The 14,800-nt window shown below is 55.9% G+C and carries 10 protein-coding genes; 4 read left to right on the top strand and 6 right to left on the bottom strand.

Annotated features, from left to right (window positions below; genetic code table 11):
• Positions 1 to 28: 28 nt before the first annotated feature.
• Together pstA and JQC75_RS06910 are read right to left on the bottom strand one after the other, a co-directional pair.
• Entirely contained in the window at positions 29 to 1,681 is a 1,653-nt protein-coding gene (gene pstA / locus JQC75_RS06915) for a phosphate ABC transporter permease PstA (protein WP_203326692.1), read from the bottom strand.
• 63 nt (positions 1,682 to 1,744) lie between these two features.
• Complete coding sequence (locus tag JQC75_RS06910; RefSeq protein WP_203326691.1) at positions 1,745 to 4,000, bottom strand: ABC transporter permease subunit; 2,256 nt, start codon at positions 3,998 to 4,000, stop codon at positions 1,745 to 1,747.
• A gap of 212 nt (positions 4,001 to 4,212) precedes the next feature.
• On the opposite strand from JQC75_RS06910, the gene JQC75_RS06905 reads away from it, so the two are divergent.
• Positions 4,213 to 4,713 (top strand): glycine cleavage system transcriptional repressor, encoded by a 501-nt coding sequence (locus JQC75_RS06905; protein ID WP_203326690.1) that lies wholly within the window; start codon positions 4,213 to 4,215, stop codon positions 4,711 to 4,713.
• Between the two features lie 6 nt (positions 4,714 to 4,719).
• Here JQC75_RS06905 and JQC75_RS06900 read toward each other — a convergent pair whose 3' ends face one another.
• The 4 genes from JQC75_RS06900 to JQC75_RS06885 form a co-directional block, all read right to left on the bottom strand.
• A complete protein-coding gene (locus JQC75_RS06900; RefSeq protein ID WP_203327146.1) occupies positions 4,720 to 5,604 on the bottom strand; it encodes a DMT family transporter in 885 nt (294 codons plus the stop codon).
• A gap of 320 nt (positions 5,605 to 5,924) precedes the next feature.
• On the bottom strand, positions 5,925 to 6,860 hold the full coding sequence (mak, locus tag JQC75_RS06895; RefSeq protein WP_203327145.1) for a fructokinase: 936 nt from the start codon (positions 6,858 to 6,860) through the stop codon (positions 5,925 to 5,927).
• A gap of 65 nt (positions 6,861 to 6,925) precedes the next feature.
• A complete protein-coding gene (locus JQC75_RS06890; protein ID WP_203326689.1) occupies positions 6,926 to 9,505 on the bottom strand; it encodes a glycoside hydrolase family 3 protein in 2,580 nt (859 codons plus the stop codon).
• Entirely contained in the window at positions 9,502 to 10,749 is a 1,248-nt protein-coding gene (locus JQC75_RS06885; protein ID WP_203326688.1) for a sugar MFS transporter, read from the bottom strand. Before JQC75_RS06885 ends, JQC75_RS06890 begins: the two co-directional genes overlap by 4 nt.
• A 228-nt stretch (positions 10,750 to 10,977) precedes the next feature.
• On the opposite strand from JQC75_RS06885, the gene JQC75_RS06880 reads away from it, so the two are divergent.
• From JQC75_RS06880 to JQC75_RS06870, 3 genes are read left to right on the top strand one after another with little or no spacing between them, the layout of a single operon-like run.
• On the top strand, positions 10,978 to 12,336 hold the full coding sequence (locus JQC75_RS06880; RefSeq protein WP_203326687.1) for a GH1 family beta-glucosidase: 1,359 nt from the start codon (positions 10,978 to 10,980) through the stop codon (positions 12,334 to 12,336).
• 17 nt (positions 12,337 to 12,353) lie between these two features.
• Positions 12,354 to 13,688: a glycoside-pentoside-hexuronide (GPH):cation symporter gene (locus JQC75_RS06875; protein ID WP_203326686.1), complete on the top strand. Its 1,335-nt coding sequence runs from the start codon at positions 12,354 to 12,356 to the stop codon at positions 13,686 to 13,688.
• Positions 13,689 to 13,714: 26 nt separating this feature from the next.
• Complete coding sequence (locus JQC75_RS06870; RefSeq protein ID WP_203326685.1) at positions 13,715 to 14,713, top strand: LacI family DNA-binding transcriptional regulator; 999 nt, start codon at positions 13,715 to 13,717, stop codon at positions 14,711 to 14,713.
• The last annotated feature ends 87 nt before the right edge of the window (positions 14,714 to 14,800 follow it).

Below are 14,800 nucleotides of genomic sequence, written 5' to 3'. Positions count from 1 at the left end.
ACCAATTCTCAGGATAATCGTCGGATTATCAATGCTCAAGGGAGCGATATTTTTCACGCAGGTGGTTACGTACACTGATGGCGGTCAGGTTCAGCGCCACAATCACGGACACCAGCAGGAAGGAGGTGGCATATACCAGCGGACGGGCCGCCTCCACGTTGGGGCTCTGGAAGCCCACGTCGTAAATATGAAACCCGAGGTGCATGAACTTACGGTCAAGGTGCACAAAGGGGAAGTTCATGTCGATGGGCAGGGTTGGCGCAAGCTTTACCACCCCCACCAGCATCAGCGGCGCCACTTCACCGGCGGCGCGGGCCACCGCCAGAATCAGCCCCGTCATGATTGCCGGGCTCGCCATGGGGATAACAATCCGCCACAAAGTCTCGGCCTTGGTGGCCCCCAGGGCCAAACTGCCCTGACGTACTGCGCTCGGGATACGTGACAAACCTTCCTCGGTGGACACAATCACCACCGGCAGGGTCAGGATGGCCAGCGTCAGCGCCGACCAAATCACTCCGGGTGAACCAAAGGTGGGCGACGGCAATGCTTCCGGGTAGAACAGCTGGTCAATGGAGCCCCCCAGCATGTACACGAAAAAGCCCAGGCCGAACACGCCGTACACAATCGAAGGCACACCGGCGAGGTTAATCACGGCAATGCGGATAATCTTGGTGAGCGGACCTTTTTTGGCATACTCGTGCAGGTAAATCGCGGCAATCACCCCAAATGGCGTCACGATAACGGCCATCAAAAGCACCATAAACACGGTACCGAAAATCGCCGGGAACACACCACCCTCGGTATTGGCCTCACGGGGATCGGCGCTGATAAAGTTCCCGACACCGGCAAACCAGTGGCCAATTTTGCCCAGCAATCCAAGACGGTTGGCGTAGGCCACGTCCAGCACGCTGTCGAGCTTGAGCACCACGTCTTCACCGCGCATGTCACGAATGATCACGCTGTCGCGGGCCGCTTCATCACGCAGGGCAAAGAGTTCTTTTTCCAGCACCAGATAGTCGGCTTCCAGCTTTTGACGGGCGGCTTCAAATTCCTGTTTTTTGCTGTCGGTGAGCTCACCGTCGAGCTCGGCGCGGCGCTCTTTCAGGCGCAGACGTTCCAACTCATAGTTAATGGCACCGATATCACGCTTTTGCAGCGTCATTGCCTTGTCGGCAATGTCCACTGCCCGGGCGATGTGCTCCTCCAGCGAATGCTGCACATCAGTGAGTTCCAGGCGCTTGCCATCTTCAATTACCGCCAGCGGATAACCGTAGAAGTTACCGTTCTTGGTACGCTCGATTTTGGCGATGCCTTCCGGGGTACTGCGCGAGACAATGTCAGTTTCCAAAATCCAGCGAAAATCCAGTCCCACAAACTCACGGTTACCGGTTTTCACCAGATAACGGGTCACAAACTCCCCGGGATGCTCGGCAAATTCCACACCCGCGGTGATAAGACGTTCGGTGGGCACGGCTTCGCTGTCGTAAATCTCACCAATCAGGGTAGATTCCACCCCTTTGGCATCACGCAGTTTCCATTCGTAGATATCGGCGGGCCAGAAGTACGACAGACCACGCCAGGCGATAAGGAGCAAGAGTCCCAGCACAGCGATAAGGCTGATGCTGACCGCGCCGCCTGTCATCCAAATCCAGGGGGAACCCGATTTAAACCACTTACCCATTGTGCTTTCCCCAATTCATTTCAATGCATTCCATCAGAACAATTCCTGCTTGCAACTGCGCCATTACAGCGAGCTGTAACGTTCACGGAGGCGTTGACGAACAACCTCGGCAACCGTGTTGAAAACAAAGGTGAAGATAAAGAGCACAAAGGCCGCGAGGAACAGCACCCTGTAGTGGCTGCTGCCAATGGCCGACTCCGGCATTTCCACCGCGATGTTGGCCGCAAGGGTTCGCATACCTTCAAACACGCTCCATTCCATGATGGCGGTGTTGCCGGTTGCCATGAGTACAATCATGGTTTCACCCACGGCGCGGCCCAGCCCCATCATGATGGCGGAGAAAATACCGGGGCTTGCGGTCAGCAACACCACCCGGGTGAGGGTCTGCCAGGAGGTGGCACCCAGCGCCAGACTGCCGTTGGACAGGTGACGGGGCACAGAGAAGATGGCGTCTTCGGCAATGGAGAAGATGGTCGGGATGACCGCAAAACCCATGGCAATACCCACCACCAGGGCGTTGCGCTGGTCAAAGGTGATGCCAAGCTCGTTGGTGATGAACTGACGGGTATCCCCGTGGAAGAACAGCACTTCGATGCTCGGGCTGATGGCAAAAGACAGATACCCCACCCCACAGATAACGGGTACCAGCATCAGCTCCTGATAGGTTTCAGGCAGGCGCTGCTTCCAGCGACCGGGCAACTTGCTCCAACCATAGGCACTCACCAGAATGGACACAGGTAAGAGTATCAGCAGGGCCAGAATACCGGGCAAATGCTCTTCCACCAGGGGGGCCAGCCACAGACCGGCCAGGAAACCCAGAATCACCGTGGGCAAGGCTTCCATAATTTCAATGGTGGGTTTGACTATGCCGCGCACCTTGGGGGACATGAAATAGGCGGTATAGATGGCACCGGCAATGGCAATGGGCACGGCAAACAACATGGCATAGAGCGCGGCCTTCATGGTGCCGAACGCCAATGGCATCAGGCTCAGCTTGGCCTCAAAATCATCGGAACCCGAGGTGGACTGCCACACAAACTTGGGCTCCGGGTAGCCTTCGTACCACACCTTGTTCCACAGGGCACTCCAGCTCACCTCAGGATGCGAATTGCTCACATCAAACAGATGCAGCTTATTGCCTGCATCCACCACCAAACCATTGGAGCGGGGGCTGAATCCCAGCGCCTGTGGCTTGGCGATATCAAAAGTTTCGCTCAAGAGCTCACGCTCACTGGTGGTATAAAGCAGCGACAAACGGCCTTCGGCTGTGATGGTGGCAAAGCTTTTGCGATAAAACTCGCTGCCAATCGCCTGAATATTACCAAGGCCCTTGAAGTCACGGATTTCACGGTACAGGCGACCCTTGTCGCTGCTGACCTGAAAATACTGCACCACATCGCCACTGTCGTAAGACAGCAGCAGCGAGCTGGCACCGGCAAGCAAAGACACGCTGGTGAGCTGCTGTTTGGCACGCCCCGCGTCTATCACCTGCAGCAGTGACGGAGACTCTGCATCACGGATGTCGTACACGAAAATTTTGTTGCCACCGCGCAGCATCAGCTGGCGCTGGTCCGGGGTCATCAACTGTTGGTCAACCTTGGAAGGGGCATCCACGAGCGGGGCACTCACACGGCTCCACTCCACCTCTTCGGTCATCATGTTCACTTCGCCTTCGAGGCGGGTCAGCTGCCAGCGGCCCTGGGCATCTTTATAAGCCACACTCACCTGCTCGCTGCTGCGCGCATAGGCAAACTGCGAAATGGCATCGCCAGACTCGCTCACCAGAATTTCACCGTCCTGACTGAGTTGACGCAGTTTAGGGGTGATAAGGCGACGGTTGTCTGGATAGGTTACGCCAAACTCCACCCGATAAAGGCGCAGCTCACCGTTGGAAAGACCGAGGCCATAGCTTTGCTCATAGGGCATACCGGCATAAGCGCCACTGACGTTGACACCCTCGGGGAGCGATGGCGTAAAGGAATCGGCCAGCTCACCACTGACGCGATAAAAGGCGACACTGCCATCGGTGGCCACGCGATACAGAATTTCATTTTGCTCATCACTGCCCACCATCAGAGCGGGGGCACTTTGCACATCGTAGGCAACAGACACACGCTCGGTGACCTCGGCGCTGTCGAAAATGGGCTTCACCACATAAAGCAGATAAAAGAAGATCAGCAAAAGGGCGACAAACACCATCACGCCGCCAACGCTGACGCCAATGGCTGTCGCCTTGTCCTTGAGGGCGCGTCGCCCCGTGCCCCTGCCTGCCAGAATACTGCTGGCAGCCATTTCAGGCTTAGTGACCTGAATTTCCATTCATAACCTCTGATTGATTGGCCTGAGCTCTTTTCGCTGGGCAGCGCCGATTTGCTGTGCTAACAATTAATCATCGGAGCGACCCAACCTTGGATGGCGGCCATTATATGACGTCAATATGACAGTTGTGTTACGACCATAGACACAAGCCGCCAAAAGATCATCCGCCACTCTGTCTTTATTTTGTAGCAAACACAAGGAGTAAGCGCGCAATGCTGAGATACCTCATCACACTGCAGGCCCCGGACAGAACCGGATTGGTTGAGCAGATTGCCCATGCCGTGAGTCGCCATGGTGGCAACTGGCTGGATTCTGAGCTGCGCCATATCGACGGAATTTTTGCCGCCATCATAGTGCTGGAGATCCCGTCGGATAATTGGGATCTGTTGATAGAAACCCTCGAATGTATCGATGGCCTGACCCTGACCCACGCCAGTACCCGCGCGGGTAAGCCGCCGGCCTTTAAACGAAGCTACAGCCTTGTGGCCTATGACAGGCCTGGGTTGGTATTGGATATTTCAAATAAAATCAACGCGCTTGGCATTAATATCGAGCAGTTTTCCAGCCAGTTCGAAAGTGCCAGCCACACAGGCGTTGCCCTGTTTCGCGCAAGCTTTGTGCTCGGAATGGACGACATTGGCAAACAGGAGCTGCTGACCGAATCCCTCTACCGCATCGGCGATGATGTGGTGCTTGATCATGTCAGCAGCTGAACTGGCCTAGGGCACCTTTTGGTGCCTGGATTTCACCAGGTACCTCAAGGGTACCTGGCTGACCAGCATACCAAAGAGCATCAAACCGCAGCCAAACAGGGCCCGCGCTCCCAGGGTTTCATCCAGAAACATCATGCCGCCGATGGCGGCAAACACGGTTTCAAGGCTCAAAATAATCGCCGCATGGGCTGGGTGGGCGTGTTTTTGCGCCAGCACCTGCAGGGTGTAAGCTACGCCCACCGAGATAAGGCCCGCGTAGGCCAGCGCCCCCCAGGCCGCCTTCACACCTTCCAGCGTGGTGGTTTCCATGGTCAATGAGACCACAAAGCTTGCCAGCGCACACACCAAAAATTGGCCACAGGCCAGCACCACAGGCGCGATGCGGGTGGCGTAGTGATCCACCGCCAGTATGTGCATGGCCCAAAAGAGTGCGCCGGCGAGCTGCAGGGCATCACCGAAGGAGATGGTAAAGTCATCGCCCACACTTAAAAAATACAGTCCCACCACAGCGATGGCGCAGCCAAGCCAGGTATTGAGACCCGTACTGTGCTTAAGCATGATCCCCAGCACCGGCACAAGTACTATGTAAAGCCCTGTGATAAAGCCGGCGTTGGCCGCCGTGGTGTGCAGCAGTCCCACCTGCTGAAATGACGCCGCGATAAACAATATGCCACCGCAGCCGAGCGACCCCACCAGCGCCCGGCGCCAAAATCCAGTCTCACCCGTACCTTTTATCCGGCCTCGCGCCTTTAAAAACCAAATCAGCGGCAGCAGGCTCAAGGCACCAATAACAAAACGCAATCCGTTGAATGCAAAAGGTTCAAGGCTTTCCATCCCCAGTCGCTGCGCCACAAAGCCAAAGCCCCAAATGGCCGCCGCCAACAATAACATCAGATTGGCCAATTTTTCCCCCAAGGCACTCAATATCAAAAACCAACGAACAGACTCAGTAACATACAATCGTCACTTACGGCCAAACCTACTTGGCAACAGGCGCGCTATTCTGACCGCATGCCGGCCGTTTTACAACGCCAACAGAGCATTTTCAAAACACCCTGTAGAAAATAAAAAACGGCGCCCTAATCGGTCATCTCGACCGGGGCGCCCAACAGCATAAGCACATAAAAGCCCTCATCCATGAGGGATAAGCAAGAAACCTCTTTCATTGGGCAGCACCAATACTGCCCACTTGTTCGGAGTGACCAGCCCCCTTATTTGCGTGCCAGCAAGCCAGGCAATGCCGCCTGCTCACCCGGCGCCCACAACCAGGCTGCACCGCGCACCCCGGAGGACGCGCCATGATGGTTTTTCACCACCCTGGTGGCACACTCGCCGCCCAATACGTATTTGGGCAGCAAGGCTGGCAGGTACTCGTAAATCTCATCGATATTGGACACCCCGCCGCCAAGGACAATCACGTCCGGGTCGAGCAGGTTGATAACGTGCGCCAGCGCCCGCGCAAGACGGTCGATAAAACGGCCAAATGCCGCTTCGGCAAGGGGATCGCCCTTGCCCATCAGCGCCACGATTTCAATGCCGCTGGATGCCTCGCCACCGTGGGCACGAAAGTCGCGCACAAAGCCTGTGCCGGAAACAAAGGTTTCGATGCAATCGGCGTTGCCGCAGAAACAACGGGTTGAGTTGAACTCATCCGCTGTCATCCACGGCAGCGGATTATGACCCCATTCACCGCCGATACCATTGCCGCCGCCATGCACCTTGTGATTAATCGAAATACCTGCGCCGCAGCCGGTGCCAAGGATGGCACCGAATACCAGGGTTTTACCTGCGCCGCCGCCATCCACTGACTCGGATACCGCAAAGCAATTGGCATCGTTGGCAATGCGTACTTCCCGGCCCAGCATGGCACCCAGATCCTTGTCCATCGGCTGACCATTAAGCCAAACCGCGTTGGAGTTCTTTACCCTGCCGGTGACCGCAGACACCACACCGGGAATGCCAATGCCGACACTGGAAACCCGTCCGGTTTCCGCTTCAGAGTCATGCACCAGGGTGGCAACCGCTTCAAGGGTCGCACGGTAGTCCTTGGGCGTAGGTACACGCTTGCGAAATACCTCCTCCCCCTTTTCGTTCAAGGTCACCAATTCAATCTTGGTGCCGCCCAAATCAATCCCAGAGCGATACATCTCGTTCTCCATGTTGATGGTGTTTTTCATCTCAACGCGGCTTTTTATGCCCATATTCCGTGTTGTCATTTGTCGCTGACCAGCGGCAGTGTGCACTCCAGAGCCTTGGCCGTCTCATCCGTTTTGACAACCCCTTCGAGGCTCACATTCGCCAGCATCAGGGTACCGCCCTGGGGCAGAGACAGGGTCATTGGGCTGAAAGTGCGTGCCAGTTCGTCAGCCGTGACCCCGAAACAAGACAAGGGCACTTCCATACGCTGCCACTGGCCATCGGCTTTTAACTGCCCTGACAAATCAACCGCCTGACGACAGCCACCTTCACAGACCATCGACAGCTGCAATTTGCCGGGCAAGGCAGCCAAGGCAATATCGAACGACAGCATCGATGAGTCCGGCGTAAAGCGTCGCAAATCCAGGGTAAAGTCATCACGGAAACTGAGGATACCCGAGGCGCCGAAGTCAAAACGACGGGCATCTTCCTGCACAATGCGATTCACACTGCGAACAGCCCACGGTCCTTGCTGCCATATGCCGGGACCAACGCGATGCAGCCCCTTGTCGTCCCCTACGGCCAAATGCCATGGCGCCTTGATGGCTTTATCAAAAATCGCCAGTCGGTTATCAGCCTCAGAGCTGCCATTGTCCTCACTGAGTTTGGCAAGTGTCCCATCACTCTGATAATCAAAGCCCTGCCAGAGGCTGAACAGGGGCTTGGACTGGGTTTGTCCTGCACTGTCGGCACCAGAGACAAAGCCATCGGCTGCCGGTGTGGCAGGCCAGGGAAATGGCAAGCGGCCCTTAAAGTCGGCACGAGGCTTACCGTTTTTATCGCCTATCAGCACGTCTGCGACACCCGCGCCTTCGGTGCCGGGCAGCCAGGCGGCCACAAAGGCATCCGATGCGTTGATTTCAGGGTTCATCCACAGAGGTCTGCCGGACAACACCACGGACACCAGCGGCAACCCCGTTGCCTTCAAAGTGTTAAGCATCGCCAGCGAACGCTTGTCACCGCGCTGATACTCCAGGTTATCCAAATCACCGTTGCCTTCGGCATAGGGTTGCTCACCATAGACGGCAATGACCACATCGGGTTTGAACCCCACTGGGATACTGCCATCGGAGCTTAAAAGCGCATCGCCGCCAGCGGCATTCAGCGTCGCCTTGATACCGGCAAAAATACTGGTGGCGCCGGGGAAATCGGCGTTGGTTACTTCAGTGCCCTGCCAGGTCATGCTCCAGCCGCCGGACTGCTGAGGAATACTGTCGGCGCCCTCTCCCACCACCAATACCCTGGCGTTGGCGGCGATGGGCAGCACCGGACGTTCCCCATTCGCAGGGCGATTGTTTTTAAGCAGCACCAAAGACTCGGCAACGGCCTGACGGGCGATGGCGCGATGCTCTGGGTGGCCAATCCATTCCTGTTTACCGGCATAGGGGTTGGCCGATGGTGCCTTGTTGTCAAACAGACCACCGCGCAGCTTTACCCGCAAAATGCGCTTGACCGCATCATCAAGACGCGCAATCGGCAGGGCGCCGGATTTCACATCCTCGATGGTATTGGCATAGAGGGCTTTCCAGCTGTCTCCCGGCGCCATGAGAATGTCCACCCCGGCATTCACCGCTTCGGCGCAGCGCTCGTAACTGCAGCCCGGCACAAAGCCATGGCCCAGCCAATCGCCAACCACCACCCCATCAAATCCCATGCGCTCTTTAAGCACATCGGTAAGCAGGTATTTGCTGCCGTGGAGCTTTTCGCCGTTCCAGCTGTTAAAGGAGGCCATCACGGTTTGCACGCCATGACCCAGAGCCCCCACATAGCCCTGGCCGTGGCGGTCAATCAGGGTATTTTCATCCACTCTGGTGTCGCCGCGGTCGTCGCCATTCTCGGTTCCGCCATCACCGATAAAGTGTTTGGCGGTGGCCAGGGTGTAATCTTCGCCAAGCCAGCTTTTACCCTCACCCTGCATGCCATCAACAAAGGCTTCAGCATAGCGTTCAATCAGCCCGGGATCCCGGGCGTAACCCTCGTAAGTGCGGCCCCAGCGCAGGTTATCCACCAGCGCAACGGTAGGCGCAAACACCCAGTCGATACCGGTTGCGCGCACTTCTTTGGCCGTGGCTGCGGCTATCGCTTTAATCAGGTCTGGGTTTTGCGTTGCCCCCAGACCAATGTTGTGGGGGAATAAGGTCGCACCAAACACGTTGCCATGGCCGTGAACAGCATCCGTGCCCCACATGGGAGGGATGGCGATACCGTCAACACTGTCATCCATGGCGGCATGGTACATCTGATCAGCCAGCGCCACCCAATCGGCGGCCTTGGCCTTATTGTTATTGCCCGGGAAAGAGCCGCCACCATTGAGGAAGGAGCCAAAGCCATAACGGCGCATGTCCTCGACGCTGAAGTCGCGAATTTCCGGCTGGATAATTTGCGCCACTTTTTGCTCAAGCGTCATTCCCGACAAGAGTTTGTTAACCTGTGTCTCCACATCCGCCTGCTGTGGGGTCTGGTAGACAGTGGCTGGCCAGCGACTCACATCCCGCTCAGCCACTGACGCCGAGTCGGCAGCCATCACCTTGCCAGACACGGCGCCGCCGAGGACGCAGGCAAGCGCTACTGAAGTTTTGGATAAAGCGAATTTCATTTACCAGCCTCCTGAGGTTTAGAGCCTTTCAGGCCATAGAAAAGGATATAGCCGTAGCACAGCACCGGCAGGATGAAGGAAGCAGACAGGCCAACAGAATCGGCCAGAAGCCCCTGCAGCAGCGGCACCAAAGCACCACCCACAATCGCCAGACACAGGATACCTGAGCCCTGGGCCGTCGCAGGGCCCAGATTTTTCAGCGCCAGACTGAAAATGGTCGGGAACATGATGGAGTTAAACAGCCCCACCGCCAGAATCGCCCACATAGCCAGGGCGCCACTGCTGTTCATGGCAACCAGTACCAAGAGCGCGGCCATGGTGGCATTGAAGCCCAGCACCTTGCCGGCATCCACTTTTTGCATCACGGCCGCCCCGATAAAGCGGCCCACCATGGCACCACCCCAGTAAAAGGCGATGTAATGGGCCGCATCGGCCTCGGCCATGCCCGCCACATGGGATTCACCCAAAAAGTTCACCAGAAAGCTGCCAATGGCCACTTCACCGCCCACGTAGACGAATATCCCGATGGCGCCCAGCACCAGATGGCGATGGCTCAGGGCACTCTGCCCTGTTGCGGCGACCTCGTCTTCCTGGTCATGGATGTGGGGCAGCTTCAGCAGTGCAAACACCACCGCCAGCACAATCAGCATGCCGCACAGCAGCAGATAGGGCAGCTTGACCGCATCGGCTTCCGCCTCGGCAGAGGCGCCGACGGCAACCGACAAAATCAGCACCGAGCCAAAGGCCGGGGCTATGGTGGTGCCAAGGGAGTTAAAGGCCTGGGTCAGGGTTAAGCGGCTCGAGGCGGTATCCACCGGCCCCAACGCAGTAACATAGGGGTTGGCCGCCACTTGCAGCACAGTAATGCCGCTGGCAAGCACAAACAAGGCGCCAAGAAAGAGTCCGTAGGTGGCGTAAGCGGCTGCAGGATAAAACAGGGCGCAGCCCAGCGCCGCAGTTAACAGCCCCACCACTATGCCCTTTTGATAACCGAGCCGCTTGACCAGCACCCCGGCCGGTACCGACACCAGGAAATAGGCGCCGAAGAAGCAAAACTGGATCAACATCGCCTGGGCATAATTCAGGCTGAATACCGCTTTCAAATGCGGAATAAGGATGTCGTTAAGACAGGTGATAAAACCCCACATAAAAAACAATGTGGTGAGTGAGCCGAGTGCAAAACGATAGTTTTCTGCGCCGGCAGCGCTTGCCTGATTGGCGTTGGCAATAGGTACAGTTGCCATGAGTTCTCCCCTTGTATTTTCGGGTTTACTTCCTTCGGGTTTACAGTGTCGACCGCTTTGATGATTGACCTTTGACTGTTCTGCCACTAGATTAATGTAAGCGCTTTCATTTTTAACATTGCGGTAACCCTTGTCAACTTGTTTTACCTGTAAAACCCTGCTCTGAAACGCTGTCAGAGGGAGCCAAGGTAAAGGGCTGCAAGGCTGAGATCTGGAAAAAGGATAACGATGACAACACTCACGCATTTCACCCTGCCGGGTGATTCAGCAATGATGCAAAAAGACTTTTTATTTGGTGTCGCCACAGCAGCCTTTCAAATTGAAGGCGACGCTGAACATCGTCAGCGCTGTATTTGGGATACCTTTTGCGACACACCGGGTAAAATTGCCGATGGCTCAAATGGTCAGGTTGCGTGCGATCATGTCAAACTCTGGCGCGACGATGTGAACCTGATTGCCTCCCTTGGGGTAGATGCTTACCGGCTGTCCATCAGTTGGGGGCGTGTACTTCATGCCGATGGCACTGTGAACCAGAGCGGTATGGACTTTTACATCAATCTCCTCGATGAGCTTGGCCGACGGGGCGTTAAGGTATTTGTCACCCTGTACCACTGGGATTTGCCTCAGCATCTTGAGGATAAAGGCGGTTGGCTCAACCGGGATACCGCGGTAGCCTTTGCCAACTACGCCGCCATTGTGGCCAAAGCCCTGGGTAATCGGGTTTATGCTTATTCGACCCTGAATGAGCCATTTTGCAGCGCTTTTCTCGGCTATGAGGCGGGTATTCACGCCCCCGGCCACAAGAGCCGTCAGCAAGGCCGCACCGCCGCCCACAATCTGCTGCTGGCCCATGGTTTGGCGATGACCGAAATTCGTCGTGAAGCGCCACAGGCCAAAGCAGGCATTGTGCTCAATTTCAGCCCGGCCTACCCATATACCTCCAGTGCCGAAGATGCCAACGCCGCCAGGCTGGCACACGAATATCACAACACCTGGTATTTGATGCCACTGATGCAGGGCCGCTATCCGGATATCATCGACCAGCTGGAGCCCCATGAACGCCCGGTCGTGGAGCCCGGGGATATGGCTATCATCAGTGCGCCAATGGATTATCTGGGTATCAACTACTATACCCGTAACGTTTACCGCGCAGGCGGCCCGCTCGGCTTTGAAGAAGTGCGCCTCGATAATGTGCCGCGTACCGCCATGGATTGGGAAATTTGTCCGGGGGCCTTCACCGACTTGCTGACAAGTCTGGCGCAGGAATTTGAGTTGCCACCCATTTACATCACAGAAAACGGCGCCGCCGAAGACGATGCGCCCCTTAACGGCACTGTGCATGACCCCATGCGACTGGACTATTTGCAGTCTCACCTGCTCGCCGTGCATCGGGCTATCGAACAGGGGGTGGATATCAAGGGTTATTTTGCCTGGAGCCTGATGGACAACTTTGAGTGGGCCGAAGGCTACCGCAAGCGCTTTGGTCTGGTCTATGTAGACTATGTCACCCAGCAGCGCATACTTAAATCCAGCGCCAAAGCGTATCAGGGAATGCTTGCCATGCGCCGAGAGGCCAGCCAAAAATAATAATAACGGAGGTCGCCATGTTGAGCGTCAGAGAAAAAATTGCCTATGGGCTGGGGGATACCGCCAGCAACATCGTTTTTCAAACCGTCATGTTGTTTCTGACGTTCTTCTATACCGATATCTTCGGCATATCGGCGGCCTATGTGGGCACTATGTTTTTGGCGGTACGTATTATGGATGCGGTCACAGATCCCCTGATGGGCTATCTGGCAGACCGCACCAACACCCGCTGGGGGCGCTACCGGCCTTATTTGTTGTGGTTTGCTTTTCCCTTTGCCGCCATCAGCGTGCTCGCCTTTACCACCCCGGATTTGAGTGAGAGCGGCAAGGAATGGTATGCCTTTGCAACCTATGCACTCCTGATGCTGGCCTACACAGCCATTAATATCCCTTACTGTGCCCTTGGCGCAGCCTTAACCACCAACCCTGCCGAGAGGGTGTCGGTTCAGTCTTATCGCTTTGTGTTTGCCATGCTCGGCGGCGTGATGGTCAGTGCCCTCACCCTGCCACTGGTGGATTTTTTCGGTCAGGGCGATAAAGCCAAGGGATATCAGCTGACCATACTGGCGATGAGCATCGTCGGCGCTGTGATGTTTTTACTGTGCTTTATTGGCACCAAAGAGCGCGACTTCAGCACGGATGACAGCAGCGGCAACTTCAAGGCGGCCGCTGCAGCCCTGTGGGCCAATGACCAGTGGCGTGTATTGTCAGCGGCAGCCATCTTTTTGCTGACGGGATTGGTGCTTAAATCCACCCTTGCCATTTACTACGTCAAATACTTCCTCGGTCGTGAAGACATGATAAGCGTGTTTGTCACCAGCGGTGTGGTTGGCAATATTTTTGGGGTAGCACTTGCCAAAAAACTCGCCGATAAAATGTGCAAGGTCAAAGCCTATATCCGGCTCCAGCTTATCGCCGCCGCACTTTGTATGTCTGCCTGGTTTATACCGGCTGACCAATACATGCTGGCCCTGGTGTTTTACGTAGCCTGGAACTTTACCATCAACATGGGCACACCACTCTTGTGGGCGAAAATGGCCGATACCGTGGACTACGGCCAGTTTAAAACCGGCGTTCGCACCACGGGCTTGGTCTACTCCTCGGTGATTTTCTTTATCAAGCTGGGGCTTGCCATCGGTGGGGCTCTGGGCGGCTGGCTGCTGGCCGCCTATGGCTATCGTCCCGATGTCGAACAAACGGAAGAAACCCGGGCAGGCATTTTGCTTTGCTTTACCCTCTACCCTGCCCTGGCATCAATCGCTGTTGCCTTTGTGATGCGACACTATACACTGAACAGCCAACGCGTTGCCGAGATCAGTGTATCTTTGCAACAAAAGCATTCAGGCACATAGATGTAGTACAAGGAAAGCCCGCGCGTATGGCCACAATTTATGATGTTTCCTTTCTGGCAGGCGTGTCTCTTGCGACCGTCTCCAGGGTGGTGAACAACACCGGCAAGGTCAGTGACAAGACCCGTCAAAAGGTCCACGATGCCATGGCAAAGCTGGACTATCGCCCCAATACCATAGCCCAATCGCTGGCCTCCAATCGCTCAAACAGTGTTGGGGTGCTGGTATCGCAGCTGGATGGTCCCTTCTACGGCCCCATGATGCGGGAAGTGGAATCGGCACTGCGCGCTGCCAACAAGCACGTGATCATCGCAGCCGGTCACAGCGACGCCGCGCAGGAAAAAGACGGTGTGGAGTTTCTGCTGTCCCGGGGCTGCGATGCGCTGATTGTGGATGCCGAAATCCTCTCCAATGCCTATTTGGTCGAGCTTTGTCAGGGAAAAACCCCGGTGGTGCTGATAAACCGGCATGTGGATGGCATCGACGAGCGCTGCGTGCACCTCAATAACCTTCAGGGTGGTCTGCTTGCCAGCAGGCATGTGCTGGAAAAGGGCCACAAACAGATAGCCTATATCTCGGGGCCACTGTTTAAACTCGATGCCAGAGAACGTCTCGAAGGCCATCGCCAGGCATTGGCCGAGCAAGGTCTTGCCTTTGATGAAGACCTCTTTTTTGAAGGGGACTTTCGTGAAGAAGGTGGCTATGAGGCCATGGCTGTGTTGCTCTCACGGGGACGGAACTTTACTGCCGTGGTGTGTGCAAACGATCAGATGGCATCCGGTGCCATTGCCCAGTGTTTGGAGCAGGGGCTGCGGGTGCCGGAAGATATCTCCTTTGTGGGATTCGATAATATCCCCTTCCCCCGCTATATTTCGCCCAAATTAACCACTGTGTGTAACCCCATTCAGGATATGGGACGCATGGCGGCCCATTGGGTACTGCGCGAGGTATATGACCAAACCGAAGTGACTTTTTGTCACCGTTTTGAGCCTGAGTTGGTTGTTCGGGATTCTGTTATTACACGTTAAGCATTTATATCAATGAAAAGGGTGAGCCGCTGGGCCACCCTTTTTTGTTATCAAAAGATTTTCTATATAAAACAAAAGCAAAAGTTA

This window comes from Shewanella litorisediminis (assembly GCF_016834455.1).
Classification (GTDB): domain Bacteria; phylum Pseudomonadota; class Gammaproteobacteria; order Enterobacterales; family Shewanellaceae; genus Shewanella; species Shewanella litorisediminis.
Note: the sequence above shows the minus strand (reverse complement) of the source record. Positions and strands in the feature narration are given on the sequence as shown.

What these genes read in the sequence shown, in the direction of transcription:
- pstA (WP_203326692.1), bottom strand. Translation starts at nt 1,681, where the DNA reads ATGGGTAAGTGGTTTAAATCGGGTTCCCCCTGGATTTGGATGACAGGC.
- JQC75_RS06910 (WP_203326691.1), bottom strand. Translation starts at nt 4,000, where the DNA reads ATGGAAATTCAGGTCACTAAGCCTGAAATGGCTGCCAGCAGTATTCTG.
- JQC75_RS06905 (WP_203326690.1), top strand. Translation starts at nt 4,213, where the DNA reads ATGCTGAGATACCTCATCACACTGCAGGCCCCGGACAGAACCGGATTG.
- JQC75_RS06900 (WP_203327146.1), bottom strand. Translation starts at nt 5,604, where the DNA reads ATGTTATTGTTGGCGGCGGCCATTTGGGGCTTTGGCTTTGTGGCGCAG.
- mak (WP_203327145.1), bottom strand. Translation starts at nt 6,860, where the DNA reads ATGTATCGCTCTGGGATTGATTTGGGCGGCACCAAGATTGAATTGGTG.
- JQC75_RS06890 (WP_203326689.1), bottom strand. Translation starts at nt 9,505, where the DNA reads ATGAAATTCGCTTTATCCAAAACTTCAGTAGCGCTTGCCTGCGTCCTC.
- JQC75_RS06885 (WP_203326688.1), bottom strand. Translation starts at nt 10,749, where the DNA reads ATGGCAACTGTACCTATTGCCAACGCCAATCAGGCAAGCGCTGCCGGC.
- JQC75_RS06880 (WP_203326687.1), top strand. Translation starts at nt 10,978, where the DNA reads ATGACAACACTCACGCATTTCACCCTGCCGGGTGATTCAGCAATGATG.
- JQC75_RS06875 (WP_203326686.1), top strand. Translation starts at nt 12,354, where the DNA reads ATGTTGAGCGTCAGAGAAAAAATTGCCTATGGGCTGGGGGATACCGCC.
- JQC75_RS06870 (WP_203326685.1), top strand. Translation starts at nt 13,715, where the DNA reads ATGGCCACAATTTATGATGTTTCCTTTCTGGCAGGCGTGTCTCTTGCG.